Origin of the sequence: Silicimonas algicola, from assembly GCF_003148765.1 — a bacterium.
Taxonomy (GTDB): Bacteria; Pseudomonadota; Alphaproteobacteria; order Rhodobacterales; family Rhodobacteraceae; genus Silicimonas; species Silicimonas algicola.
On sequence record NZ_QGGV01000003.1, the window covers coordinates 118,019 to 144,023 of the forward strand.

Here is a 26,005-nt window from a genome sequence, read left to right on the forward strand (position 1 = left end):
CCATCCACTTAAGTGGTCGAGTCGCGTGGAATCGAGACCCGACTGGGGTCACAGGGGGTAGCCAGCATTTGGTAAAAGCCTTCACTTCGAAGACGATTGGCGCTCTTAGATCGGATCCCGACAAGCGGCTCGAGATCCCCGACCCTGCTCTCTCCGGGCTCTACTTGGTGGTACAGCCTAGCGGGGCAAAATCCTGGGCGTTTCGCTATCGCCACGACGGGCGACCTTGCAAGTTGACTCTTGGCAGGTGGCCGGCCCTGGGCCTTGCCGCGGCAAGGGCGGCCGCGACGATGGCCGTCGACGCGACCCAACACGGGCGGGATCCGTGCGCCGAGAAGCGCGAGGCAAGGGCGGAAGCAGCGGAGCGCGCCGATCGCGATCTCTTCGACACTCTCCTCTCCGACTTTAAGCGGCGCCACGTCGCCAAGCTGAAGTCCGCGCGGACCGTCTCGAGAGAGCTCGACCGTTTTGCCCTCAAGGCCTGGCACGGTCGGAACATCCACGCAATCACACGTCGCGATGTGGTCGACTTGTTGGACGAAATCGCAGAGAGCGGGCGCGGCGTCACAGCAAACCGGATCCGGCAGTACCTTGCTCGGTTTTTTTCCTGGCTTCTCGAGCGCGAGGTCATCGCGTCGAGCACCATGACCGGCGTCAGGCCGCCGGCGCCGGAGGTTAGCCGGGATCGGGTGCTTACTGACGAGGAGATAAGGTGGCTCTGGCGCGCCTGCGAAGAAGTGGCGCACCCTTGGGGGCACCCCTGACAGAAGCGCGTGATGCAGCCTCCGGAGACGGGCGCCGGGATCGGTGGTCATCTCTCTCGCGGGTCACACTGCGAAGCCCTAGAATTTCTCGGAACATCAACGAAAGACCGACAATGCTGTCAGAGACCGGTGCGGGTGGTGGAGACTTTCAGCAGCGCGACCATTTAGTATGTCCCTCGCCACGTACCTGCTTGACGACGAAGAAGAACCGATCGCGCCAACGCTTCGTTGTGTTCGGCTGAGTTCTCTGCGGAAGTCACGGCGGGCGTTACCCCATACGTTACCCGGCCGCTCACTCGCAAGCCGATAGATCTAATCGGCTCTCTCAAATCACCGATATTGCGGGGTTTTTGGCTCCGGCGGTAGGGATCGAACCTACGACCAATTGATTAACAGTCAACTGCTCTACCGCTGAGCTACGCCGGAACACAGGGCGGGGATATAGCAACGGTCCGGGGAAGCGTCCAGAGGCTTCGGGCAGAAATATGGGCCGGGCGTCAGCGTCGGAGAAAGCGGGCTACGGGTGAAATGTCGGGTTCGGCTGTGGCGAGATTTCTATGAACCAGATCAATGAGGTGGGCGAAGACGTTGCGGGCGGCCGCCGGCAGCATTGCGACGGGGATGTCGGTGTAGACCGACGCCGTCAGCTCCTCGAGGGACACGGGGCTCGGCCCAAGTGCTGCGAGGATCTGGGCCTCGCGCGTCCGGCGGTGAGAGATGAGCCAGTCGAGGCGGTCGGCGGGATCGCGGATGACGCCGCCGTGGGCGGGCAGAAGTTCGACCGCGCCCAGGTCGCGCAAACGGGCGGAGGTCGCCATGAAGTCGGCGATGTCGCCGTCCGGGGGCGAGACCAGAGACGACGACCAGTCCATGACGTGATCGCCCGAGATCACGCGGTCGCCCCAGGCGAAGGCCAGGTGACCCGCGAAGTGGCCGGGGGTGTGAAGCACGTCGAGCGCCCAGCCTTCGCCCTCGATCCTGTCGCCCTCGGTCAGGGTCTCGTCGGGACGAAAGGCGTGATCGATGCCCTCGCCACCGCCGGTCATCCCTTCGGCGACGAGGCGGGTCATCAGCGGGCTGCGTCCCGCTTCGGGTGGTCCAAAGGCCAGGACGGGCGCGCCGGTCAGTTCCGCCAGCCGACGGGACAGGGGGCTGTGATCGCGATGCGCGTGAGTGACGAGGATGTGCGTCACCGTCTCGCCCGCGGTCGCTTTGAGGAGTGCGGCAAGGTGATCCGCGTCCTCCGGACCAGGATCGATCACGGCAACGCGGCCCTCGCCCAGGATGAAGCTGTTCGTGCCCCAGTGCGTCATCGGCGAAGGATTGGGCGCCAGCACCCGCCGCAGGCCGTCGGCGAGGGTCACTGATACGCCCGGCTCGGGTCTCGTCATTGGGGCCTTCCTCTTGCCGGTCGCCGCTTCTAGGCTCATCGCATGATCGGGCGGGTTCTCAAAGGCTGGATGCCAAGGTCGCTCTACGGGCGCTCGACCCTGATCCTCCTGGTGCCCGTAACAGCCATCCTTCTCGTGGTCACGATCGCCTCGATCCAGCGGATCTACGACGGCGTGTCACGGCAGATGTCGGAAGCTGTGGCGAACGAGGTCCGGCTGATCCTCGGCCAGGTCGAGGCGGCGCCGGACGCAGGCCGCGCGATGGAGGCGGCGCTCGAGGTCGCGACGCCGCTCGGCATCGAGATCAACACGGTCGATGAGCCCGTCGTGACGCAGCACGAATGGATCGACCTCTCGGGACGTACGGTGATCGAAACGCTGACGGCCGAGGTGCCCGGAGTGTCGGCTGTGGATCTTTTGACGCGCGACGCCTTTGCGCGCCTCGCCGTCGACACGCGTTTCGGTCCCGTCGCGCTCGACGTGCCGAGGCGGCGGCTCACCATCCGCAATCCGCACCAGTTTCCGGTCCTGATCGGGGTGACGGCCATCTTGATGTCGGTGATCGCGCTGATCTACCTCCGCAATCAGATGCGGCCGATCCGCAGGCTGGCCTGGGCGGCCGAAGCCTTCGGAAAGGGACGATCCGTGCCCTACCGGCCCGCGGGTGCCACCGAAGTGCGCTCGGCGGGCGCGGCCTTCCTCGACATGCGCGACCGGATCGAGAGGCAGATCGAGCAGCGGACCATGATGCTGTCGGGCGTGAGCCACGACCTGAGGACACCGCTGACGCGGATGAAGCTGGGGCTGTCGCTGATCGAGGACGACGAAGAGGCGCGCGCCATGAGCCGCGACGTCGAGGACATGGAACGGATGCTCGAGGCCTTCCTGTCCTTCGCGCGCGGAGATGCGCTGGAGGATCCGGTGCGCACCGATCCGCGCGAGATGGTGCGAGATCTGGTGGCACGGGCCGCCCGGGCGGATCCGGTTCACCTGGGGCCGATGATCGGCGAGGGAACCGCCATGCTTCGTCCCGACGCGCTGCGCCGCGCCGTCGGCAACCTGATCGGGAATGCGGTTCGATACGGGCACGAGGCAAGGGTGGGCGTCGAGATTTCAGACCGCGACATCCGTTTCATCGTCGAGGACAGCGGTCCGGGTATTCCCGTCGAGCAGCGGGATTTCGTCCGCAAGGCGTTCACGCGCATGGACGCGGCGCGGAACCAGAACCGCGGATCGGGTGTGGGGCTGGGGCTTGCCATCGCCTCGGACGTCGCGCGTCAGCACGGCGGGCGACTGGTCCTCGAAAAAAGCGCCGACCTGGGCGGCCTGCGTGCGGAACTTCATATCCCGCGCTAGGCGCGCGGCCACCTGAGGGGCCGCGCGCAAAGACCGTCAGACCTCTAGGCTTTCGGGTTTCGTGCCAGAGGCGAGAGCGTTCTTGAACCAGGCCGGCTGACGACCCCGGCCGGACCACGTATCACCGGGCTTTTCCGGATTGCGGTATTTCGCGGGCGCTTTCGGCTTGCGTGCTTTCTTGCCGACAAGCTCCTCCACGGACATCCCGTGTTCGCGCGCGATTGCTTCGACCTTTTTCAGCGCCTCTGCGCGCTGGCGGTCCTGGTAGCCTGAAATTGCCTTGTCCACGTCCTTCTTGAGGGAACGCAATTCCTCCAGGGACATCGCGCCCAAATCCATCTTGGTTGCCATTCGGCACTCCTGTGAGTTGTGCGGCGGAACCGACCGCAATTACCGTGAGATTTCCGATGCGTTTAATATAGAGGCAATTAATCTGTGACAATTATTTTTTTATGTGTCGCTGTCACCCTTGCGTGTTTTGGGGCACCGACCGGCTTTCGGCGACGCCTCAATTTGCAGCAGGGGGCGCTTCGGTGCGGGCAGTTTGGGGAGGAGCACGAGAAAGGGTTTGGCGTTTCGCGGCGTGGCGCGAGATTGTGCAGAAGCCGTGCAGATCTCGAACGCGGGTCCTGACACGCTAATCCATCGCGCGCCCCGGCAAAACGATTGACGTTAACAAACGTTAATGATGGTAGGCCCGGAGGGACTCGAACCCCCAACCAAAGCGTTATGAGCGCTCTGCTCTAACCAATTGAGCTACAGGCCCGACCTGCGCGGCGTTCTAGCAGGTTCGCATTTCGGGTCAAGCGCGGCATCAGTTCCAGCGGGGGGCGCGCCATCCGGCGGCGACGGCCTCGGCTTCGGAGCAGAACCATCTTTCGCCTTCCGACAGGTTGATGCGCGTCTTCGCATACCAGGGCGACCACGGCGGGTGATAGATGTGGCCGTTCTTCGAGATGTTGCCCTTGATCGGACATCCTTCAGGGGCGTCGTCCTCATCCGCCAGCGCTGCGGTCCAGCGCAGGGAGCGGTAGTCCCAGGGTGCGGTGTAGTCGCCCGAGAAGACGCCGCGACGGCGTTCCCGCGCGGCGGTCTCGACGTCGACGTAGGCATCAGAATAGCGCACGAAGGCCCAGGCCATGCCCTTGTCGATCATCGACGCCCCGATGTCCGTTCCGTCGGCGTAACATGTCGCTATGGTCCGGTCGAAACCGTCCTGACCAAGCGCGTCGCAAGTGATGTCGTGCTCCTTCACGATCTCGACCAACTCGGCGGTAGCATCGCTTCCGCAAGCCCAGGAGCCGTAGAGCTGACCATGCTCGGGCGCGTCGATGCCGTTCAGGCGATAGATGGTGCCGTCGATTTCCAGCGTGTCACCGTCGACGACGCGGGGTTCCGACAAGGCTGGTCCGCACAACGCGATGAAGACCACAACTGAAACTGCCTTCACGTCTGTCTCCCTCGTCCGCTCTTAACGAAGGTTAACACGTCACCTCGGCCCGGAGCAAAGCCATGCCGTGCCTCGTGGACTTCGGTTCGCGCTTCCGCTAGGTCCGCGGGCGCGACACGGAGGGTGCCCATGACGAACGATGCCGCCAAGACCGGCCTGACCTATTCCGAAGCGGGCGTCGACATCGACGCGGGCAACGCCCTTGTCGAGCGGATCAAGCCCGCGGCGAAACGGACCGCCCGCCCCGGCACCATGTCGGGGCTCGGAGGGTTCGGCGCGCTCTTCGACTTGAAGGCGGCCGGCTACAGCGACCCCGTCCTCGTCGCCGCGACGGACGGCGTGGGCACCAAGCTCAAGATCGCGATCGAGACGGGCGAGGTCTCGGGCGTTGGCATCGACCTCGTCGCCATGTGCGTGAACGACCTCGTGTGCCAGGGGGCCGAGCCGCTTTTCTTCCTCGACTATTTCGCAACCGGAAAGCTGGTCGTCGACCACGCCGCTGCGGTCATCGAAGGGATCGCCACCGGCTGCGAGCGCGCGGGCTGTGCGCTGATCGGGGGCGAAACGGCCGAGATGCCGGGGATGTATTCGGGCGAGGATTTCGACCTCGCGGGCTTCGCCGTCGGCGCGATGGAGCGCGGGCAGAGTTTGCCTGAAGGTGTCGAGGAGGGTGATTTCCTTCTCGGGCTCGCGTCGAACGGCGTCCATTCCAACGGATACTCGCTGGTCCGGAAGATCGTCGAAGTCTCCGGCCTATCCTGGGACGCAGACTGCCCCTGGGGCGAGGGCACGCTCGGGCAGGCGCTTCTCGCGCCGACGCGGCTCTATGTCCGGCCCGCGCTCGAAGCGATCCGTCTGGGCGGCGTCCACGCGCTGGCACATATCACCGGCGGCGGTCTGACCGAGAACCTGCCGCGCGTCCTGCCCGAAGGTCTCGGCGCCTCCATCGACCTTGGAGCTTGGAGCCTGCCGCCCGTGTTCCGCTGGCTGGCCGAGACCGGCGGCATCTCGACGCCGGAGCTTCTCAAGACCTTCAACTGCGGCATCGGCATGGTCGTCGTGGTGGACAAGGACCGCGCGCCCGACCTGATCGCGCTGTTCCAGAAAGCGGGCGAGCGGGTCGAGGTTCTGGGCCAGGTCGTGGCGGGCAGGGGCGTCGACTACACCGGCAGCCTCGGGTGAAGCGCGTCGCCATCCTGATTTCGGGCGGCGGCTCGAACATGGTGGCGCTCGCCGACAGCATGACGGGCGACCATCCGGCCCGTCCCGTCCTCGTCCTGTCGAACGTGGCGGAGGCAGGCGGCATCGCCAAGGCCGAGGCGCGGGGGATCGACGCCGACGTCGTAGACCATCGGCCCTTCGGCCGTGACCGCGCGGCCTTCGAAGCCGCTCTGAACGATCGGCTGGCCGAGGCGCTGCCCGACATCCTCTGCCTTGCCGGGTTCATGCGCATCCTGACGCCGGCCTTTACCGAGGCCTGGGCGGGCAGGATGCTGAACATCCATCCCTCGCTTCTTCCGAAGTATCCCGGGCTCCACACCCATGACCGTGCGCTGGCGGCGGGCGACGCCGAGGCGGGCTGCACCGTCCACGAGGTGACGTCCGATCTGGACCAGGGACCGATCCTGGGGCAGGCGCGCGTGCCCGTCCTGCCGGGCGACGATGCGGACCAGCTTGCCGCCCGCGTGTTGACGGCAGAGCACCAACTCTACCCCCGCGTCCTGAGGCGTTTCGCGGAGGGCAACCGGTCGCCGCTTTACTTGCTCGAGGGGGGAGAAGCGCCTAATACATCCGGACGTTGCGATTGAAAGGCGCTGTATGATCAAGATCACGTCGACCGAGGGCCTGGCCGCCTTCTGCGCCCGGGCCGCCGACGCGCCTTATGTGACCGTCGATACCGAATTTCTCAGGGAACGGACCTACTACTCCAAGCTGTGCCTTTTGCAACTCGCCATCCCGGGCGAGGCCGAGGAGGACGCGGTGCTGGTCGATCCGCTGGCCAAGGGCCTGTCTCTCGATCCGCTCTACGACCTCTTCCGGAACGAGGCGGTGGTGAAGGTGTTTCACGCCGCAAGGCAGGACGTCGAGATCTTCTATGTCGAAGGCGGCGTGATCCCGAAGCCTCTCTTCGACACGCAGGTCGCGGCGATGGTCGCCGGTTTCGGTGAGCAGGTCGGCTACGAGACGCTGGTGCGCAAGATCGCCAAGGCGAACCTCGACAAGTCGTCGCGCTTCACCGACTGGTCCCGTCGCCCGCTGACCGAGGCTCAGGAGAAATACGCCCTCGCCGACGTGACGCACCTGCGCGTGATCTATGAATTCCTGGAAGCCGAGCTGGAGAAGTCGGGCCGCCTTCCCTGGGTGGAGGAGGAGCTTGCGACGCTCACCGAGCCCTCGACCTATGTCATTCATCCCGACGAGGCCTGGCTGCGGATCAAGACGCGGACCAATTCGGGCAAGTTCCTTGCCGTCGTGCGCGAGCTTGCGCGCTTTCGCGAGACCTATGCCCAGTCGCGCAACGTGCCGCGCAGCCGGGTGATGAAGGACGACGCCCTGCTCGAGATCGCTTCCACGAAGCCCAAGACGCACAACGACCTCAGCCGCTCGCGCCTTCTCCTGCGCGATGCCCGGAAAGGGGAAATCGCGGACGGCATTCTCGCCGCTGTCGAGACCGGGCTGAACGTGCCCCCCGAGGATCAGCCGAAGCCCGACCGGTCGCGCGACGCGCTTCAGGTGAATCCGGCTCTCGCCGATCTTCTGCGGGTGCTTCTGAAAGCCAAGTCCGAGGAACTGGGCGTGGCGCAGAAGCTGATCGCCACGTCGTCGGACCTCGACGAGATCGCGGCAGGCCTGCGCGATGCGGCCGCCCTCAAGGGGTGGCGGCGCGAGGCTTTCGGCGAGGATGCGCTGCGGCTCTGCGACGGCAAGCTTGCGCTTCGCGCGCAGGGTCAGTCGGTCGTCGTTTTCGAGGTCTGATCAGCGCTTGCCGAACAGTCGGAAGACGATCGGCGCCATTGCGATCACGATGGTGATGCGAATGATGTGCATGGTCGCGACATAGGCCACGTCGGCATCGAGCGAGAGAGCTAGCAGGCTCATCTCGGGCAGACCGCCGGGCGAGAAGGCGAGGAAGGCGGCGTCGGCCTCGGTGTTCGTCAAAGCCTGGATCGCGAAGGCCGACACCAGCGCCACCGACAGCATCGCCGTCGACGCGCCAAGTGCGAGGGCCAGGTCGTGGACCACCTCGCGCAGGGCGGCGCCGGCGAACCGGCAGCCCACCACCGTTCCGATGACGAGTTGCGCGGCGTTGACGGCTGGCGTCGGCGGCGGCGTCTGGGAGAAGCCCGTGAGGTGGACGAGTGCCGAAAGGATCATGGGGCCGAGGATCTGCGGGGCGGGCAGCCGCAGTCTGGGCGCAAGCGTCGCGCCCACGACGGCGCAGGCGAGGAGGATCCCGAGGTCCCTGAGGCTGACCGCCGAGAATCCGAGGTAAGGCCGAGACGATCCCGTCGTGCGGACGTCGAGCACGAAGGCGTAGAAGAACACGACGCCCGTCACCACGATGAAGATGCGGCTGGCGTGGGCAAGGGCGATGCGGCGCTCGTCGCCCCCGGCTTCGCCCCCTAGGATCATCATGTCGTTCAGCCCGCCAGGCGCCGAGGCGAAATAGGCCGTCACCATGTCGTACTTGCCGACGAAGCGGTAGAACGCGAAAGCCCCTGCAAAGGCGGTGCCGACGAAGAACGGCAGCACGGCGAAGGTCAGGAGCCAGTCGTTCACATGATCGAAGAGGCCGGGATGAAAACCCGACCCCAGCATGACGCCCAGGATCGGGACCATGATCTTGCGCAGGGTGGCCGGCGCCTCGACCGGCACGCGGATCATCGCGGCGATAGTGACGAAGACCATCGCTCCCAGCATGAAGGGCAGGGGCATCCCGATGCGATAGGCGGCGAGGCCTCCGACCAGACCGATCGCAAGTGCGACGAGCTGGCCCCTCAGGGTGACGAGGCGAGGCGTCAGGGCCGGATGGTCCGGACGTTCCGGGCCCCCGCCACGCGAACGGCCGACAGACCGGCAAGCGCGCTGTCGGTCAGGTAGAGCGCCACGGTCACCTCGCGCGACCAGCGCGTCGAGGCGCGGGTGGGTGCGGGCGGCGGCGAGGCGCGCAGGACGAAGTCGAGCGTGCCATCGAATGCCGTTTCCCTCGTGGCTGGGACGAGGGCGGCGTCGTACCAGCCCTGCTCGGTCGTGAGGCCCGTGACGCGCAGGATCGCTCCGCCGGTCGCGCGTTCGAGCGATATGTCGGTGATCTCGGCGACCGGAGGACGGGGATCCTCCCGCCGGGCCGGGACCGACATCGCGGTGCCGCCGTCGCTAGCGCCTCCGCCTCCGCCCCCGAACCAGTTGAACGGGTTCAGCCGGCTTTCGCCAAGGCCGCAGCCCGAAAGCGTCAGGGCGGCAGCGGTGGTCAGGATCAATGTGCGTGGCGTCATCTCGGCCCCCCTTCGCTTGCGACTCCTGTTAGCTTCTTCGGAGGGGCAAGGAAAGCGTCTGGACCTTCGTTCCTGCCGGGCCTATCCGGGTCGTATGGCACAGGACGCTTTCGAAGAGATCGCCGAAACCTTTGAGTTCCTCGACGACTGGGAGGATCGCTATCGCCACGTCATCGACATGGGCAAGGCGATGGCACCGCTCGAGGACGCGCTGAAGGTGCCCGCAACCAAGGTCGACGGCTGCGCCAGCCAGGTCTGGCTCGTGCCGCGGATCGAGGGCGAAGGGCCCGGCGCGGTCTTCACCTTCCGGGGCGAAAGCGATGCGATGATCGTGCGCGGGCTGATAGCCATTCTGGTCGCGCTTTACGACGGGCTGACGGTGGCGGAAGTGCTCGACGTAGATGCCGGAGCGGAATTCAAGCGCCTCGGTCTCGACGCCCATCTCTCGGCGCAGCGGTCGAACGGCTTGCGCGCGATGATCCAGAGGATCCGCCAGACGGCGGCGACGGCACGCGGGGCGTAAGGCGTCCGGCGGCGGGGCAGGACCAGGGCGACGCCGAGCGAAAGCGCCGCAAGAGCCGACAGCTTGACCGCGACGCGCGGCATGTCGAGCGGGGCGTCTCCGGGCGGGGCATGGTAACTCAGGACCCATCCCATCACCAGCTCCGGAAATATCTCGAGCGGCGGCTCCGACCCGATTTCGATCCGATCGCCCGACGCCGGATGAAGCGTGGCCGCGCCAAGAGGTGCAGCGGTGGCCAGGGTGAGGAGAAGGGCGAGAACGAGGGACACTGGGCAAGGGACCGGATCAGGCGCGGCACGTCCTCATGCGCCTGACATGGTTTACGCACGGTTAACCCCAGGCTTGCGGCGCGGTCGTCACTGCCGGTCCAAGGTCTCCAGCGCCGTCGCCAGCTCACCGTAGCCGGTGAACCGGCGCTCGAACGCCAGACCCAGTCGGCGGGCGCAGTCGCGGGCGCGTTCGGTCAGGGCGGGATCGTCCGTCTGCGCTTCGTAGACCAGCGTCCTGTAATTCCCAAAATAGGCCTCGCGCAGTTCGGGATGACGGTCGAGTCCGAGGGGCTTCCACACGAAGGCGTCGAATTGCCGGGCGAGGAAGTCGGTCAGGTAGAAGGCGTCGATCTCGTCTCGGGCAAGGAAGTCCGGCGTGCCCTCATAGAAGGCATAGCAGTGTGGTCCGGCCAGCATCTCGACGCCCAGCTCGGCCGCCGCAGCCTCCAGAAGTCCTCCCGTCCCGCAGTCGGCGTAGGCGAGGAAGATGCGGTCGTACCCATCCGCCTCGGCCACTGCGGTCCGGACGGCGGGCACGATGCGGTCCGGGTGATTGTGCAGGATCGCCGGCAGGCACCTGAGGTCGACATGCGACAGCCCGTTCCGGTCGAGGATCGCGAGGATCTCGCGCGCCAGCGCCCCGCAGCCGATGACGAGGATACGGCCTGCGCCCTTCGGAGCGAGACCCTTTTCCGTCAGCCGGTCGTCATCGAGGTGCGGGGGCGTCGTCATCGGGGAAACATGCGTGCCGGGCCGCGAAACCGCAAGGGGTCAGGACCGCGCCGCCAGAACGGCCTCGCCCCGCCGCGAAAGACGGTAGCCGACCCTCAGGCTTTCGGTCAGGCCCATTTCCTTGAGCTGACGGACCTGCCGCTTGAACACCTTCGTCTCGAGTCCGAGACCGGCGGCGAGATCGGGTGCACGGGTCGCCGGGTGGTCGCCGATTAGCCGGAGATAGGCGAAGGGGTCGAAATCGGCGCGGGACGCCTTGGCGTCGAGCGCGGCGAGGATATCGTCCATCTCGGTTTGCGACGGCACACTATTGCGAAGCTTGACGCGAGGATCCTCGTGCAGCGTGAAAGCGATGCGCCAGAGCGGGTCGTCCCCGTCGAAAACAGGCTCGGCGAACATCGCGTCGGTCGAGGCGTATCCGGCCTTCCGCGCCTCGGCATCGGTCACATCGGAGGGCGACACCTCGCGCACGTCGTCGATGTGCAACTCGCCCACGCCGGTCCTCTGCCGACCGCCGGGTTTCGCGCGCGAAACCGGCCAGCGCCGGAAGGCCAGCGTGACCTCTCCTGCCGCAATCCGCTTCAGCGTCTCGACGCGGAAGCGCATCGCCTCAGGCGGACATCTGGTTGTGCTTGCGCGCCATGAACGTCTTCGCCGTCTCGACCGCCACGGCCGCGTCGCGGCAATAGGCGTCGGCGCCGATGGCCTTGCCGAATTCCTCGTTCAGAGGGGCGCCTCCCACGAGGACGATGTAGTCGTCGCGGATGCCCATCTGAACCATCGTGTCGATGACGACCTTCATGTAGGGCATCGTCGTGGTCAGAAGTGCCGACATGCCGAGGATGTCGGCGTCGAATTCCTTCATCGCGTCCAGGTATTTGTCGACCGGGTTGTTGATGCCGATGTTCAGCACCTCGAAGCCGGCACCTTCCATCATCATGGTGACGAGGTTCTGGCCGATGTCGTGGATGTCGCCCTTGACCGTTCCGATGACCATCTTGCCGATGGTCGGCGCGCCGGTCTCGGCCAGAAGGGGCTTCAGGATCGCCATGCCGGCCTTCATCGAGTTCGCGGCGAGAAGCACCTCGGGCACGAAGAGGATGCCGTCCCGGAAGTCCTCGCCCACGATCTTCATGCCGCCGACGAGCGCCTCGGTCAGGACGCGGTAGGGCGCCCAACCCCGGTCGAGGAGGATGTGAGTCGCTTCCTCGATCTCGGGCCTCATGCCGTCGTAGAGGTCGTCGTGCATCTGCTGGACGAGTTCTTCGTCGTCGAGCTCGCTGAGAACGATATCGTCTTCGTCGGACATGGGTCGGCTCCACAGGGTGACGATCCCGGTTTACGGTTAAACGCCTTGGAATGAAACGCCGGATTGCGACGGAACACGTCGCGGCGGCGACGTGGAAGCGGTTTCGCGACAGCCGTTGCACTTGCGCATGTTCTTTGTTTGTTCCATTCTCGTGGCATGGCCCGCTCGTCCCATAACGCAGACCCTGCCGCCCGTGGTCGCGCGGCGCGCTCGAACCGTCCGGGCCGGTTCGAGTCCGAGGATCGCAACGTCTTCCATGACGGCTGGGACCTGGAGGAGGAGCTGCCGCCGCTCCGGACCGAGGTCAGCGTCGAGAGGCCGCGAAAGGTCATCACGCGCAACACCTCGCCCGATATCGGGTTCGACCGCTCGATCAACCCCTATCGCGGCTGCGAGCATGGCTGCATCTATTGCTTCGCGCGGCCCTCGCACGCCTACCTCGGCCTGTCGCCCGGTCTCGATTTCGAGACGCGGCTCGTCGCGCGGCCCGGCGCGGCCGAGGTGCTGGATAGAGAGCTGAGAGCTAAAACCTATCGTCCCGCCGTGATCGCCATCGGCACGAACACGGACCCCTACCAGCCGATCGAGCGCGAGTATCGCGCCATGCGGCAGATTCTCGAGGTGCTTCACGCCTTCCGTCACCCTGTCGCAGTCGTGACGAAGGGCACGCTGATCGAGCGCGACGCGGACATTCTGGGCGAGATGGGACGCATGGGCCTTGCGCGGGTCGGCATCAGCGTGACGACGCTCGACCCCGTCGTCTCCCGAGCGATGGAGCCGCGTGTGCCCGCGCCGGAGCGGCGGTTGCGCACCATCGAGCGGCTGACGGCAGCCGGCTGCCCGGTGCGGATCATGGTCTCGCCGGTCGTGCCGGCGCTGACCGATCACGAGGCGGAAGCGATCCTCGCGCGGGGCGCCGAGGCCGGCGCGGTCGCTGCGAGCTGGATCATGCTCCGGCTGCCGCGCGAGGTGTCGCCGCTGTTCCGCGAGTGGGTCGAGGCAGAGTTTCCCGATCGAGCGAAACGGATCATGGGGCGGGTGCGTGAGTTGCATGGCGGCCAGGACTATGACCCCGAGTGGGGCAAGCGGATGACGGGGGAGGGGCCCTTCGCCGAGCTTTTCGCGCATCGCTTCGCCATCGCGACCAAACGTCTGGGGCTGGCGCGAGATCTGCCGCCCCTGCGCACCGATCTGTTCCGCCCGCCTCCTCGCGCCGGGGATCAACTCTCGCTGTTCTGAGGTTCTGGCGCGGACGTGCGACACCGGACGCGTATTTGAAGCAAGATGAAACGCCTGCCGCATTGCTGCCGAATTCCCCGACTACGGCGGGAGGCATGAGCCATCCGATGATCCTGGCACTTCTTTGGCTGGTGGTGACCAACCTGACCGGCATGGTGCCGTCGAAGCACCGTCACTGGCCGCAGGCCTATGCGCTGATCGCGGTCGGATTGCCCGTCCTCGTAGCGGTCTTCGTCGTGGACGGGGTCTTCGCGGGTCTGATTGTGCTGCTCATGGCGGCCTCTGTCCTGCGCTGGCCCCTCAGGTTCTTCCTGCGCTGGCTCGCGGCGCTGTTCCGGCGCGGCGAAGGCGAGCCGTCGTGACGGCGACGACGGTGACCCTCGTCGTCATGGGGGCCTGGGCGCTGATGCTGTTCGTGCCGTCGATGTTTCCCGCCCTTCTGATGTCGGCCGGCTTCGGCGTGGGCATCGCCTACATGATGTTCCTCCGGCAAGGGGGCGAGGGCGATCTTGCGGCGGCGCTTATCGCAGTCGCTCCGATTGCGGCGGGGGCTGTCTTCGTGGCCTGGCCCGTCGGCGCGATCTTCCGGTGGGTCCTCCGGTCCAAGCGGCTGCGCTGAGGCGATCCGGGCTGGCGCGGGCCCCTTCGGGACGCTAGACCGGCCGGAATGGGTGAAATAGGCGATATCGCGACACGAGGACGGCTGACGCCGGACTATGACCTTTCGGGCCTGACCTGGCTTCGGGTCGGCGGTCCGGCCGACTGGCTTTACCTGCCGCGCGACGTCGAGGATTTGTCCGACTTCCTTGGCGCGCTGCCACCTGACGTCGCGGTCTTTCCCATGGGCGTCGGCTCGAACCTGATCGTGCGCGACGGCGGTTTGCGGGCGGTGGTGATCCGCCTGTCCCGCGCCTTCGCCGAGGTCGAGGTCGAGGACGACCTCGTCATCGCCGGGGCGGCGGCACTGGATTCGCAGGTCGCGCGGGTTGCGGCGGAGGCGGGGCGCGACCTGACTTTCCTGCGCACCATCCCCGGCTCGATCGGTGGCGCGGTGCGGATGAACGCCGGATGCTACGGCTCCTATGTGGCGGACCAACTCGTCTCGGCGAAGGCCGTGCTGCGAGACGGCGCCCGCGTGACGCTGACGCCCTCGGACCTCGACTTCCGCTACCGGCAGGCGACGGTGCCAGAGGGCGCGATGATCGTCTCGGCGACTTTCCGCGCAAATCCGGGCGATCCGGCCGAGCTTGCGGCGAAGATGGAGGCGCAGATGGCGCGGCGCGACGAGACGCAGCCGACGAAGGACCTCTCCGCCGGCTCGACCTTCCGCAATCCGGCGGGCTTCAGCTCGACGGGTCAGGCGGGCGACAGCCATGAACTGAAGGCCTGGAAGGTCATCGACGACGCGGGATTGCGCGGGGCGACCCGCGGTGGGGCGCAGATGTCCGAGATGCATCCGAATTTCCTCATCAATACCGGGACGGCGACGGCGGCCGATCTCGAGGGGCTGGGCGAGGAGGTGCGCGAGAAGGTTTTCCAACACTCCGGAATCAGGCTAGAGTGGGAAATCATGAGGGTCGGCGAACCGGCTCCCGAGGCAGAGACAGAATAACCGGGGCGCGAAGACGCCCCATATATGGGCAGTGGCGGGTATGTCGAGCAGGACGACCCCCAAGGTGACGGTACTGATGGGCGGACCCTCGGCCGAGCGCGAGGTGTCCCTGTCATCGGGGCGCGAATGCGCCGCCGCGCTGAGGGAAGCGGGATACGAGGTAAGCGAACTGGATGCGGGCGCCGATGTCGCCGAGCGCCTGTCCGCGTCGCGTCCCGATGTGGTCTTCAACGCGCTGCACGGGCGATGGGGCGAGGACGGCTGCGTCCAGGGCATCCTGGAATGGCTCCGCATCCCCTACACTCATTCGGGCGTCCTGGCCTCGGCGCTGGCGATGGACAAGACGCGGACCAAGGCGGTCTTTGCCGAGGCGGGCATTCCGGTCGTCGAGAGCCTGATCCGCTGCAAGGCCGAGATCATGGCGCATCACGTCATGGCGCCGCCCTACGTGGTCAAGCCGAACAACGAAGGCTCGTCCGTCGGCGTCTACATCGTCCAGGAAAGCGCGAACGGCCCGCCGCTTATCGCCGACGAGATGCCCGAGCACCTGATGGTCGAGGCCTATGTCGCAGGTCGCGAGCTGACCGTTTCGGTGAGGGAGGACCGCGCGTTCTGCGTGACGGAAATCCTCTCGGATGGCTGGTACGACTATCATGCCAAGTACTCCCCCGGCGGGTCGCGGCATGAACTGCCCGCCAACATCCCGGCCGAAGTGACCGAGGCCTGCCTTGCGCATGCCGTGACGGCGCATCGGGTGCTGGGTTGCCGGGGCGTCAGCCGCACCGACTTCAGGTGGGACGACGCCAAGGGGCTCGCAGGCCTCGTGGCGCTTGAGACCAATACGCAGCCCGGTATGACCCCCACGTCGCTCGTTCCCGAGCAGGCGGCCCATGTCGGCATTTCGTTCCCGGACTTGTGCGACTGGCTGGTCAGGGACGCCTCATGCGGCCGGTGAAGGGCGACATGCGCCTGGCGGCGGCGGAAGCGCGCGAGACCCGCCGCGACCCGGCGCCGTCGCGCCTCGCCTACCGGATGAATCGCCTGATGCTGCGGCCGGGGTTCCGGCGCTTTCTGCGCTACGGGCTGCCGATCCTTTGCGTGGCGACGGTGGCGCTGATCTGGGCCTCCGACGCGGCGCGCGTCGACGCCGCCTTCGACCGCGTCGGAGAGTTGCGGCGCCAGTTGGAGGAGCGGCCCGAGTTCATGGTTCACATGATGGCCGTGGAGCACGCGTCCGATGAGACCGCGGCGCAGGTGCGCTCGGTGCTCTCCATGGACTTCCCGATGTCGTCTTTCGACATGGAGCTGTCCGAGTTGCGCCGGCGCGTCAGGACGCTCGACGCCGTGGCCGAGGCCTCGGTCCGCATCCGCACCGGGGGTGTGCTCGAGATCGACGTGACCGAGCGGCAGCCCGCCGCGATCTGGCGCACCGCCGAGGGGCTGACCCTTATCGACGAGACCGGGCACAGGGTCACGACGCTCGATGCGCGCGCGGACCGGCCTGATCTGCCGTTGCTGGCGGGCCCGGCCGCGGACAAGGGCGTGGCGGAGGCGCTGGAACTGATCGCGGCGATGGAGCCGCTCGAGGGCCGGTTGCGGGGCCTTCTGCGGGTCGGCGCGCGACGGTGGGACGTCATCCTCGACCGCGATCAGCGCATCCTTCTGCCGGAAGTCGACCCGCTGACCGCGCTTCAGAAGGCCATCGCTCTCGACGCGGCGCAGGACCTGTTCGCGCGCGACATCGCGGCCGTCGATTTCCGCAACCCGCGCCGACCCGCGATACGGCTGGGGCAGGGCGCGGCCGAGGATTTGTACGACACCGATTTCACCCCCGACGGAGAGCAGTCGAGATGAGCGACCTGTACCAGAGCCAGCGTTCCATGCGCGCGATGCGGCGCGCCGCGATCCAGCGGGGTGTGATCGCGATCCTGGACGTCGGTACATCCAAGATCGCCTGCCTCGTGCTTCGCTTCGATGGTCGTGACCGGGTGCCCGAGGGAGAAGGCATCGGCCACATGGCGGGGCAGACGCAGTTTCGCGTGATCGGCGCCGCCACCACGCGGTCGCGCGGGATCGAACTGGGCGAGACCTGCGCCGTGCAGGAGACCGAACGCGCGATCCGCACCGCGGTGCAGGCGGCGCAGAAGATGGCCAACACGCGGGTCGACCATGTCATCGCCTGCCTGTCGGGCGGGCAACCCCGGTCCTATGGCCTCGCCGGGATCGTGCGCGTCGAAGGCAACGTCGTGGGCGAACATGACGTGGCGCGCGTGCTTCAGGCCTGCGATGTGCCGGACTATGGCCCCGACCGCGAGATCCTCCATGCGCAGCCGGTGAACTTTGCCCTCGACCACCGCACGGGGCTGATCGATCCGCGGGACCAGATCGGGCAGCGGCTGTCCTGCGACATGCACATGCTGACCGTCGACCGCGCGGTGATCGAGAACCTGATCTACTGCCTCAAGCGCTGCGACCTCGAACTCGCCGGCGTGGCGTCCTCCGCGTATGTCTCGGGCATCGCGGCTCTGGTCGAGGACGAGCAGGAACTGGGTGCCGCCTGCATTGACATGGGCGGCGGGACGACCGGCATCTCGATCTTCATCAAGAAGCACATGATCTATGCCGACACCGTGCGTCTGGGCGGCGCGCATGTGACGAGCGACATCTCGAAGGGTCTCCAGGTCTCGCTTGCCGTCGCCGAGCGGATCAAGACCTTCCACGGCGGCGTCCTCGCCACCGGCATGGACGACCGCGAAATGATCGAGATCGGCGGCGAGACCGGCGACTGGGAGCACGACCGCCGCACCGTCAGCCGGGCCGAGCTGATCGGCATCATGCGTCCCCGTGTCGAGGAAATCCTCGAGGAGGTGCGCGGACGCCTCGATGCCGCGGGCTTCGAGCATCTTCCCTCACAGCAGATCGTGCTGACGGGCGGCGCTTCGCAGATCCCGGGGCTGGATACGCTGGCGCCCAAGATCCTCGGCCAGCAGGTCAGGGTAGGCCGTCCCCTGCGCGTTCACGGCCTGCCTCAGGCAGCGACCGGCGCGGCCTTCGCGTCGTCGGTCGGATTATCCCTGTTTGCGGCGCACCCGCAGGACGAGTGGTGGGATTTCGAGATGCCCTCCGATCGGGGCGCGCCCCGGTCGCTGAAACGCGCGGTGAAGTGGTTCAAGGAAAACTGGTAGGATGCGGAGCCTCGCGGTTGCCCTCTGTCTGTCCACGACGCCCTCCGTCGCGCAGGACTACCTGAGCCCGGACGCTTTCCTCGATTTCGCTGAGGGCAAGACGCTGACGTTCCGCAACTACGAATTCGGCGTCGACGTGGGCGTCGAGGAGTATCTCAGCCGCGAGCTGTCGGTCTGGCGCGACGAGAGCGGGCGCTGTGTCTATGGACGCATCACCACGACGAACGGTCAGCTTTGCTTCTATTACGATGGCGACACGGACGGACCGGCGTGCTGGTGGCCGTTCCGGAAGGGGGAAAGGCTGTTCGTCCGCCTGGCGCGCTTCGGCGCGGGCGAGATCCAGGAGGTCGTCGCGGTCACGGAGGAGACCTTGTCCTGCCCGACGGCTCCGGCCGTCTGAGAGGAGAGAGTGGAAATCCGCCGCAAGGGGCCGTATCGGCCCGAATTGACGGGACGGACCATTTCGAATCTGCTAAACTTATCCACAACTCCGGCATGAGACCGGCGGGCGGCACGAGCAGTGTCCTCCGACTAGATGAAACAACCACCGGATGTGCATTTTGCATGTCTCCCAGAGCCTCTTTCGTGAAGAGACGGGCGTAAGTCCGTGACTGACCACAGGATATTGAGGTTACCCCCAGATGCTGAGGGCAGGAGACAAAAAAATGCCATATTTCGTGGTTTTCGGCTCGAATCGGGGTGACCGCTTACCTGACTTTCGGTAAGGTCCATCCACCCAGCAGGCGGTCGATTGATGACCGTGAAAAAACGGCGGCGCCTCGGCCCGGTGGCGCGACAAGAATAGACAGGCGGAAGCATCATGACGTTGAATTTGACGATCCCCACCCACGAAGAGCTTAAGCCGCGCATTACCGTGTTCGGAGTGGGCGGTGCTGGCGGCAACGCCGTGAACAACATGATCGAAAAGCGCCTAGAAGGCGTCGAGTTCGTCGTGGCGAACACCGATGCGCAGGCGCTTCAGCAATCGAACGCCGCCACCAAGATCCAGATGGGCGTCAAGGTGACCGAAGGGCTAGGCGCAGGCGCCAGGCCCTCAGTCGGCGCCGCCGCCGCCGAGGAGACGATCGAGGAGATCGTCGACCACCTGGCCGGCGCGCACATGTGCTTCATCACCGCTGGCATGGGCGGCGGGACCGGGACGGGGGCCGCGCCCATCATCGCGCAGGCCGCGCGCGAGCTGGGTGTGCTGACCGTCGGCGTCGTGACGAAGCCCTTCCAGTTCGAGGGCGCCAAGCGGATGAAGCAGGCCGAGGAGGGTGTCGAAGCCCTCCAGAAGATGGTCGACACGCTGATCATCATCCCGAACCAGAACCTGTTCCGGCTGGCAAACGAGAAGACGACCTTTACCGAGGCCTTCTCGATGGCCGACGACGTGCTCTACCAGGGCGTCAAGGGCGTGACCGACCTGATGGTCCGTCCGGGTCTCATCAACCTCGACTTCGCCGACGTCCGCGCGGTGATGGACGAGATGGGCAAGGCGATGATGGGCACGGGAGAGGCCGAGGGCGAGGACCGCGCGGTCCAGGCCGCCGAGAAGGCGATCGCGAACCCGCTGCTGGACGAGATCAGCCTCAAGGGCGCGAAGGGCGTTCTCATCAACATCACCGGCGCGCATGATCTTACGCTGTTCGAGCTGGACGAAGCGGCGAACCGCATCCGCGAGGAAGTGGACGCCGATGCCAACATCATCGTGGGCTCGACCCTCGACGAGAGCATGGAAGGCCGGATGCGCGTCAGCGTCGTGGCCACGGGCATCGACGCCGACATTTCGGCCCGCGTGCCCGAGCATCGGACCGAGCGCCGGACCGAGGAGCGTGCGCCCCAGCGTGCCACCGCCGCGCCGGCACCTGCCGAACCTGCTGTGGCCGAAGAGGTCTATGCCCGCGCGCCGTCGCGCCGCGAGCCCGAGCCGAGCCTGTTCGAGGAGATGGAACAGCGCGGCCAGCATGTTGCGCAGAGCGACGACGGTCTGCCTCCCCCGGCCTATCGCCACGAGGCCGAGGAATACCACGCCGAGCCCGCGCCCCAGCCTCAGCCGCAGGCCCGCACGCCGGGCACGCCATCCCCCGAGGCGCTGGCGCGTCTCGAGCGGGTCACGGGGCGCGCGCCGGGGTCGCTTCAGAACCGGGTCCCCGGCGGAGCGCGCTATACCGCGCCGTCGTCACCCGCACCGCGCGAGCGCACCATCGAGGCCGAGCGTCCGCGCTTCGGCATCAACACCCTCATCAACCGCATGTCGGGCGGTGCCGCGCCGGGCCATGCCCCCGCCGAGCAGCCCGTGCGTCATCAGCCTCCGGTCAGCCGCGCGGTCGACGAGCAGCCCTACGATCCCGACCAGGAGCGGATCGAGATTCCGGCCTTCCTGCGGCGCCAGGCCAACTGACGCGCTTCCGGGCGTACCGGCCCGGACCAGTTCACTCCCTCAGGGTCGACGAAAGTCGGCCCTTTTCTTTGCGCCAGAAGCTAGTCGCGCAGGTTCCGTGCAGGGACGGCGGCGTCAATGAGCCGTGGAACACAGTGTTTCCGTAAACAAAACCCTCAGCCATATCAATGGTTTAGATAGCGTATACTGACGTCTCTTCACATTTTGGGCGTCAGTCTCGCCGCATTTTCGCCAATGTTCTCACGGATGTTCCGCCAAATACCTGCATTTCGTCACACCAGTTAATTATTGCCTGAGGGGAAAAGACATGCTGCCGACGACACCTCGCAGCGCCTTTCGCGAAACACTCGATCTTGCCCGGACCTTTCGGCGTGACGAGGATGGCTCGCTGATCGCTTTCTCGCTGTTCATCTTCTTCTGCATGATCCTGTTCGGCGGCATCGCCGTGGATCTGATGATCTACGAGAACGAGCGCACGCACGTTCAGAACTCGACGGACCGCGCCGTTCTGGCCGCGGCCAACCTGAACCAGACGGTCGATCCAAAGGAGGTCGTGAAGGACTACCTTGCCAAGGTGAACATCACCGTCACTGACGACGACATCGACGTCTTCGAGGTCGGTGCGGCGCCCGTCATCACCGGACGCCAGGTGTCCGTGGACGTAAGCGGCGGATACCAGACGCTTTTGATGAGGCTCGTCGGGGTCGAGACGCTCCCCTTCGCGACCACGTCGCAGGCCGAGGAATCGGTGTCGGATGTCGAAGTTTCCCTCGTGCTCGACGTGTCGGGCTCCATGGGCGACAACAACAAGCTCGAGAACATGCAGGACGCCGCGACGGACTTCGTCGACAACATCCTCGCAGGCGCCGAGGACGACCGAGTTTCCCTGTCGCTCGTTCCGTATTCGACGCAGGTGAACGCCGGGCCGCTGCTGTTCTCGTCGCTGACGACGCACCACAACCACAACTATTCGCACTGCGTGAACTTCGCGCAGGAAGACTTCGCCCAGAACTCGCTCCAGCGCTCTCGCCAGGCGAGGGACCAATACGGCAACCTGCGGTACACCAACGCGGGCGAACCGATCATGGAACCGATCTCGCTGTCGCAGACGGCCCACTTCGATCCCTGGAGAAGCTATCAGAGCGGCATGAGCGTCTCGATGCCCGTGTGCCGCACCGAGAGTTTTTCCCAGATCACGCCGTGGTCCAACGACGCCGCTGCCCTGCGGACCCAGATCGAGTCCTTCACGGCCGAGGGCAACACCTCGATCGACGTAGCGGTCAAGTGGGGCGTCGCTCTCCTCGATCCCTCGACCAATGGAGCCCTGAACGACTTCACGGCTGCTGGTCGCGTCGACAACGCCTTCTCTGTGCGCCCGCATCCTTACGGACGGCAGGACTCGCTGAAGTTCATCGTCGTGATGACGGACGGCATCAACACCGACCAGTTCTACCTGCGTGACAGCTTCAAGGAGGGCAACAGCCCTTACTACAAGAACAACAGCAGCAATGATATCTACTGGGAGCGCGAAGAGCCGAGCGACCGCGACCGCGACAGCCGCTACCGCGAAGACTGGTACAACATCACCGACAAGAACTGGACCAACAGCCCCGGCACCCTGACGCGCCTGTCCTGGCTCGATGCCTGGGCGAACATGACGCTCCAGCGCCGCGCCTATGCCTATTACCACTTCACAGGCAACAACAGCGACTTCTACGACAACTACTACGACCCCTATCGCACGGTGCCGGCGCGCAGCAACAATGCGTCCACCGACACCAAGGACCGTCGTCTGTCGCAGATCTGCTCGGCCGCCAAGGCGCAGAACATCGTGATCTTCACGATCGGCTTCGAAGTCACCGACGAGTCCGCCGAAATCATGCGCGACTGCGCCTCGACGCCGCAGCACTTCTACCGCGTGGAAGGGCTCGACATCGAATACGCCTTCTCGTCGATCGCCAACCAGATCAACCAGTTGAAGCTGACACAATGAGACAGCTAGCCCTCAAATTCCGCCGCGCGCTGAGGCATCTCGGCCTCAGCGAGGACGGCGTCGCATCGGTTGAACTGGTCATCGTCTTCCCGTTCTTCGTGGGCGTGTTCCTCTCTGGCTACGAAGTGGCCATCATGAACACGCGGGCGGTGATGCTGGAACGCGCGACCGACATGGTCGTCCGCAACATCCGCCTTAGCTCGGGCGCCAACCTCAATTACGACGTCGTACTGAACGACATCTGCCGGCTTGCCGGCCTGATCCCGAACTGCCGGAATGTCACCAAGATCGAGCTTCAGCCGGTCGACATGACAACCTGGACCGGGATGACAAGCGCCATCGACTGCATCAAGCGCGATCAGGTCATTCAGCCCGTCGTGCGCTTCCGGAACGGGCTTCAGAACGAGCTGATGCTCATCCGTGTCTGCGCGATCGTGGATCCGGTCTTCCCGAGCATCGGTGTCGGCCGCAGCATGCCGCGCGACAGCTCGGGCGGCTATCAGATCATCGCGTCGTCGGCCTTCGTCAACGAACCCACCTGAGGTCAGCATCATGACACCGTTTCACAAGTTCACGCGCCGGGCCATTCGAGACGAGAAGGGAAGCTTCTCGGTCGAAGCGATCCTGATGTTCCCGATGCTCGTCTGGGCCTTCATGGCGCTCTACGTCTTCTTCGAGGGCCTTCGCGAAAGCAACATCAACCTCAAGGCCACCTACACGATCAGCGACCTTCTCTCCCGTGAGACGGACCTGATCGACCAGAACTACCTCGACGGTCTGAACGACGTTTACGCCTGGCTCTCGCGGTCCTCGCACCCGGTGTCGATGCGCGTCACGGTCGTCCGCTACGACCAGGCTGCCGACAGGCACTTTCTGGTCTGGTCGCGTGGTGTGGCGGGCGAGCCGAACATGACGCAGGGCGACGTGGACGCGAAGCTTTCGCCCCATATCCCGATCATGGCGGATGCGGCCTCGGCCTTTATTGTCGAGACGTTCACGACCTACGACCCCATCATGGACATCGGCATGACAGACACCGACATCTCGAACCTCGTCGTCAACATGCCGCGCTTTACCGAGCAGCTGAACTTCGTGGGCCTGGGCGACGGAACCGGAACCGTGCATGATGACGGGACGGGCGACGGTGGCAGCGGACCCGGAGACACCACGTACGAAGACGGTGAAGGCAGCACCTGACGTCACGTTTCGAATCACGTTAAAGGCCGGGGTCAAGCCCGGTCTTTTTCGTTTGTAATCAGATATATATACGAGATTGACTGAAAATACGGCGGCAAATCGCCGATTTGTAACAGCCATGTTTCATGCTGTTGCAATGATTGTGTTGAGTGACAAGAGCGCGCCGCCTAGCTGTATGCCGAAGCCGGAGGGCAGGTCCGGCGCCAGCATATCGGGGTCAACCCTTGCAGACGACATTGAAATCAGCGGTGCAATTCACCGGAACCGGGCTCCATACGGGCCGGGTGACACGCGTCACCGTGCGCCCCGCTTCGGCCGAATACGGGATCTGGTTTCACCGCACGGACGTCGACGGCAAGGATCCGATGATCCCGGCCCGCTGGTACGCCGTGACGAACACCGATCTCAACACGCGGATCTCGAACGACGACGACGTCAGCGTCTCGACGATTGAACACCTGATGGCGGCCCTCGCCGGTTGCGGCGTTCACAACGCCCTTGTCGAGATCGACGGCCCCGAGGTCCCGCTTCTCGATGGTTCGGCCGCGCCCTTCGTCGCCGGCATCCTGTCGCGCGGCATCCGCAAGCTTGACGCGCCGGTCCGCGCGATCCGCGTCCTGAAGCCGGTCACGGTGCGCCACGGCGATGCCGAGGCGACTCTTCTTCCATCCGACGGGATGAGCATCGACTTCCGCATCGACTTTGCCGATGCGGCCATCGGCCAGCAGCACAAGAGCCTGAACATGGCCAACGGCGCCTTCGTGCGCGAGCTTTCCGACAGCCGGACGTTCTGCCGGAAGTCCGACATCGACGCGATGCGCGATCGCGGCCTGATCGTTGGCGGATCTGTCACCTCGGCCGTCGTGGTCGACGGCGACGCCATCGTGACGCCAGGCGGAATGCGGCACCGCGACGAACCCGTGCGCCACAAGATGCTCGACGCCCTGGGCGACCTGGCGCTTGCGGGGGCGCCGATCCTCGGTCGCTATATCGGCCAGCGTGCGGGCCACGGCGTCACCAACCGGCTGTTGAGGGCGCTTTTCGCGGACCCGACGGCCTTTCAGCTTGTCGAGTGCGATGCGTCGATGGCCTCCCGCCTGCCGGGCGCCGGGGTGAGCCGCGTCGACAGCGTTCGCGTGGCCGCCTGAGCTTCACCGTCCAAAAGCCGTTTTGCCCCGCTATCTTCTGTGTTACCAACCGGTTCGCAGAGGTGAGGGTTTCATGGCGATGACAGCGGGCGGAGCGGCATTGGCGCGGGCGACGGCAATCGTCGCGACCCTCGTTCTTCTGTCAGGATGCGGTGGTCTTTTCGGAGGCGGCGGGCCGGAGGATGTGCCTCTCGACAGCTTCTCGGCCGAGCAGCTTTACAACCGCGCCGAGTTCCTGCTGGACGAGGACGCGCCCGACGAGGCCGCGACAATGTTCGGTGAGGTCGAGCGCCTTTATCCCTATTCGGAATGGGCCAAGCGCGCTCTGGTGATGCAGGCCTATTCCTATCACCTCGACCGCGATTTCGAATCCGCGCGCGGCGCGGCGCAGCGGTACCTCGTGACCTATCCGGCGGACGAGGATGCGGCATGGGCGCAATACCTGCTGGCCCTGTCCTATTACGACCAGATCGACGACGTGGGCCGCGACCAGGGGCTGACGTTCCTTGCCCTGCAGGAACTGCGGACGGTCATCGAGACCTATCCGGACAGCGAATACGCCCAGTCCGCGATCCTGAAGTTCGACCTGGCCTTCGACCATCTCGCCGCGAAGGAGATGGAGGTCGGGCGCTATTACCTGAAGCGCGGCAACTACATCGCCGCGATCAACCGCTTCCGCGTGGTGGTTGAGAACTTCCAGACCACCAGCCAGACGCCCGAGGCGCTGCACCGCCTCGTCGAAGCCTACCTGTCGCTCGGCCTTCCTGCCGAGGCACAGACGGCGGGTGCGATATTGGGCCACAACTTCCAGTCCACCGATTGGTATCAGGACAGCTATGCTCTTCTCACCGGCCGAGGTCTGCGACCCGATGCGACGGGCGACGGCTGGCTGGCCGCAGTCTGGCGCCAGACCATTCGCGGCGAGTGGCTCTGACGC

At 65.7% G+C, this 26,005-nt stretch carries 28 protein-coding genes and 2 tRNA genes; 20 read left to right on the forward strand and 10 right to left on the reverse strand.

Going from position 1 to position 26,005, the window contains the following annotated elements; all coding sequences use genetic code 11:
* The first annotated feature begins 68 nt into the window (after positions 1–68).
* Positions 69–764: an integrase arm-type DNA-binding domain-containing protein gene (locus tag C8D95_RS07965; protein ID WP_164721631.1), complete on the forward strand. Its 696-nt coding sequence runs from the start codon at positions 69–71 to the stop codon at positions 762–764.
* Positions 765–1,115: 351 nt separating this feature from the next.
* Here the strand turns inward: C8D95_RS07965 and C8D95_RS07970 are convergent.
* Positions 1,116–1,190, reverse strand: a tRNA-Asn gene (locus C8D95_RS07970).
* Positions 1,191–1,261: 71 nt separating this feature from the next.
* Positions 1,262–2,155 carry an MBL fold metallo-hydrolase gene (locus C8D95_RS07975; protein ID WP_109758649.1) on the reverse strand — a complete coding sequence of 298 codons (894 nt, stop codon included), beginning with the start codon at positions 2,153–2,155 and terminating at the stop codon, positions 1,262–1,264.
* Between the two features lie 42 nt (positions 2,156–2,197).
* Here C8D95_RS07975 and C8D95_RS07980 point away from each other — a divergent pair, with 42 nt between their 5' ends.
* On the forward strand, positions 2,198–3,511 hold the full coding sequence (locus C8D95_RS07980) for an ATP-binding protein (protein ID WP_109758650.1): 1,314 nt from the start codon (positions 2,198–2,200) through the stop codon (positions 3,509–3,511).
* 36 nt (positions 3,512–3,547) lie between these two features.
* Here C8D95_RS07980 and C8D95_RS07985 read toward each other — a convergent pair whose 3' ends face one another.
* From C8D95_RS07985 to C8D95_RS07995, 3 genes are all read right to left on the reverse strand, one after another.
* Entirely contained in the window at positions 3,548–3,862 is a 315-nt protein-coding gene (locus C8D95_RS07985; protein WP_241239855.1) for an H-NS histone family protein, read from the reverse strand.
* A 338-nt stretch (positions 3,863–4,200) separates the two neighbouring features.
* Positions 4,201–4,277 (reverse strand) — tRNA-Ile (locus C8D95_RS07990).
* A 48-nt stretch (positions 4,278–4,325) separates the two neighbouring features.
* Positions 4,326–4,961, reverse strand: coding sequence for a thermonuclease family protein (locus tag C8D95_RS07995; protein WP_109758651.1), 636 nt, complete (start codon positions 4,959–4,961; stop codon positions 4,326–4,328).
* 129 nt (positions 4,962–5,090) lie between these two features.
* Between C8D95_RS07995 and purM the strand changes: the two genes are divergently transcribed.
* Genes purM through rnd form a run of 3 tightly spaced genes read left to right on the forward strand, consistent with a single transcriptional unit; the run spans position 5,091 to position 7,937 of the window.
* Positions 5,091–6,143, forward strand: coding sequence for a phosphoribosylformylglycinamidine cyclo-ligase (gene purM / locus C8D95_RS08000; RefSeq protein WP_109758652.1), 1,053 nt, complete (start codon positions 5,091–5,093; stop codon positions 6,141–6,143).
* Positions 6,140–6,769, forward strand: coding sequence for a phosphoribosylglycinamide formyltransferase (purN, locus tag C8D95_RS08005; protein ID WP_109758653.1), 630 nt, complete (start codon positions 6,140–6,142; stop codon positions 6,767–6,769). Before purM ends, purN begins: the two co-directional genes overlap by 4 nt.
* A 10-nt stretch (positions 6,770–6,779) precedes the next feature.
* Positions 6,780–7,937 (forward strand): ribonuclease D, encoded by a 1,158-nt coding sequence (rnd, locus tag C8D95_RS08010; RefSeq protein WP_109758654.1) that lies wholly within the window; start codon positions 6,780–6,782, stop codon positions 7,935–7,937.
* On the opposite strand, the gene C8D95_RS08015 is transcribed toward rnd, so the two are convergent.
* The gene (locus C8D95_RS08015; protein WP_346243136.1) at positions 7,938–8,984 is read right to left on the reverse strand and encodes an AbrB family transcriptional regulator; all 1,047 of its coding nucleotides are present in this window, start codon (positions 8,982–8,984) and stop codon (positions 7,938–7,940) included.
* On the reverse strand, positions 8,981–9,457 hold the full coding sequence (locus tag C8D95_RS08020) for a hypothetical protein (RefSeq protein ID WP_109758656.1): 477 nt from the start codon (positions 9,455–9,457) through the stop codon (positions 8,981–8,983). Before C8D95_RS08020 ends, C8D95_RS08015 begins: the two co-directional genes overlap by 4 nt.
* A gap of 94 nt (positions 9,458–9,551) precedes the next feature.
* Between C8D95_RS08020 and C8D95_RS08025 the strand changes: the two genes are divergently transcribed.
* Positions 9,552–9,980 (forward strand): SufE family protein, encoded by a 429-nt coding sequence (locus tag C8D95_RS08025; protein ID WP_109758657.1) that lies wholly within the window; start codon positions 9,552–9,554, stop codon positions 9,978–9,980.
* A gap of 356 nt (positions 9,981–10,336) precedes the next feature.
* Here the strand turns inward: C8D95_RS08025 and C8D95_RS08030 are convergent, their stop codons facing one another.
* The 3 genes from C8D95_RS08030 to C8D95_RS08040 are packed head-to-tail and all read right to left on the reverse strand — an operon-like array spanning position 10,337 to position 12,290.
* Positions 10,337–10,981, reverse strand: a complete 645-nt coding sequence (locus C8D95_RS08030) for a DUF1638 domain-containing protein (protein ID WP_109758658.1) — start codon at positions 10,979–10,981, stop codon at positions 10,337–10,339.
* A 39-nt stretch (positions 10,982–11,020) separates the two neighbouring features.
* Positions 11,021–11,587 (reverse strand): ASCH domain-containing protein, encoded by a 567-nt coding sequence (locus C8D95_RS08035; protein WP_109758659.1) that lies wholly within the window; start codon positions 11,585–11,587, stop codon positions 11,021–11,023.
* Between the two features lie 4 nt (positions 11,588–11,591).
* A complete protein-coding gene (locus tag C8D95_RS08040) occupies positions 11,592–12,290 on the reverse strand; it encodes a corrinoid protein (protein ID WP_109758660.1) in 699 nt (232 codons plus the stop codon).
* Between the two features lie 156 nt (positions 12,291–12,446).
* Here C8D95_RS08040 and C8D95_RS08045 point away from each other — a divergent pair, with 156 nt between their 5' ends.
* From C8D95_RS08045 to C8D95_RS08110, 14 genes are all read left to right on the forward strand, one after another.
* Complete coding sequence (locus C8D95_RS08045) at positions 12,447–13,529, forward strand: PA0069 family radical SAM protein (RefSeq protein ID WP_109758661.1); 1,083 nt, start codon at positions 12,447–12,449, stop codon at positions 13,527–13,529.
* A gap of 95 nt (positions 13,530–13,624) precedes the next feature.
* Positions 13,625–13,891: a DUF2484 family protein gene (locus C8D95_RS08050; protein ID WP_109758662.1), complete on the forward strand. Its 267-nt coding sequence runs from the start codon at positions 13,625–13,627 to the stop codon at positions 13,889–13,891.
* Entirely contained in the window at positions 13,888–14,148 is a 261-nt protein-coding gene (locus C8D95_RS08055) for a hypothetical protein (RefSeq protein WP_109758663.1), read from the forward strand. The genes C8D95_RS08050 and C8D95_RS08055 overlap by 4 nt, the downstream gene beginning before the upstream one ends.
* Positions 14,149–14,196: 48 nt before the next feature.
* Positions 14,197–15,141, forward strand: a complete 945-nt coding sequence (gene murB, locus C8D95_RS08060) for a UDP-N-acetylmuramate dehydrogenase (RefSeq protein ID WP_109758664.1) — start codon at positions 14,197–14,199, stop codon at positions 15,139–15,141.
* 31 nt (positions 15,142–15,172) lie between these two features.
* Positions 15,173–16,096: a D-alanine--D-alanine ligase gene (locus C8D95_RS08065; RefSeq protein WP_109758665.1), complete on the forward strand. Its 924-nt coding sequence runs from the start codon at positions 15,173–15,175 to the stop codon at positions 16,094–16,096.
* Entirely contained in the window at positions 16,084–16,995 is a 912-nt protein-coding gene (locus C8D95_RS08070; protein ID WP_109758666.1) for a cell division protein FtsQ/DivIB, read from the forward strand. Before C8D95_RS08065 ends, C8D95_RS08070 begins: the two co-directional genes overlap by 13 nt.
* Positions 16,992–18,326, forward strand: a complete 1,335-nt coding sequence (ftsA, locus tag C8D95_RS08075) for a cell division protein FtsA (RefSeq protein WP_109758667.1) — start codon at positions 16,992–16,994, stop codon at positions 18,324–18,326. Before C8D95_RS08070 ends, ftsA begins: the two co-directional genes overlap by 4 nt.
* A 1-nt stretch (position 18,327) precedes the next feature.
* Positions 18,328–18,726 (forward strand): hypothetical protein, encoded by a 399-nt coding sequence (locus tag C8D95_RS08080; protein WP_109758668.1) that lies wholly within the window; start codon positions 18,328–18,330, stop codon positions 18,724–18,726.
* 420 nt (positions 18,727–19,146) lie between these two features.
* Entirely contained in the window at positions 19,147–20,730 is a 1,584-nt protein-coding gene (gene ftsZ, locus C8D95_RS08085; RefSeq protein ID WP_109758669.1) for a cell division protein FtsZ, read from the forward strand.
* A gap of 307 nt (positions 20,731–21,037) precedes the next feature.
* Positions 21,038–22,723: a TadE/TadG family type IV pilus assembly protein gene (locus C8D95_RS08090; RefSeq protein ID WP_109758670.1), complete on the forward strand. Its 1,686-nt coding sequence runs from the start codon at positions 21,038–21,040 to the stop codon at positions 22,721–22,723.
* Entirely contained in the window at positions 22,720–23,265 is a 546-nt protein-coding gene (locus C8D95_RS08095) for a TadE/TadG family type IV pilus assembly protein (RefSeq protein WP_109758671.1), read from the forward strand. The genes C8D95_RS08090 and C8D95_RS08095 overlap by 4 nt, the downstream gene beginning before the upstream one ends.
* Positions 23,266–23,275: 10 nt before the next feature.
* On the forward strand, positions 23,276–23,920 hold the full coding sequence (locus tag C8D95_RS08100) for a TadE/TadG family type IV pilus assembly protein (RefSeq protein WP_109758672.1): 645 nt from the start codon (positions 23,276–23,278) through the stop codon (positions 23,918–23,920).
* A gap of 224 nt (positions 23,921–24,144) precedes the next feature.
* Complete coding sequence (gene lpxC / locus C8D95_RS08105) at positions 24,145–25,068, forward strand: UDP-3-O-acyl-N-acetylglucosamine deacetylase (RefSeq protein ID WP_109758673.1); 924 nt, start codon at positions 24,145–24,147, stop codon at positions 25,066–25,068.
* A gap of 79 nt (positions 25,069–25,147) precedes the next feature.
* Entirely contained in the window at positions 25,148–26,002 is an 855-nt protein-coding gene (locus tag C8D95_RS08110; protein ID WP_109759008.1) for an outer membrane protein assembly factor BamD, read from the forward strand.
* Positions 26,003–26,005 lie beyond the last annotated feature (3 nt).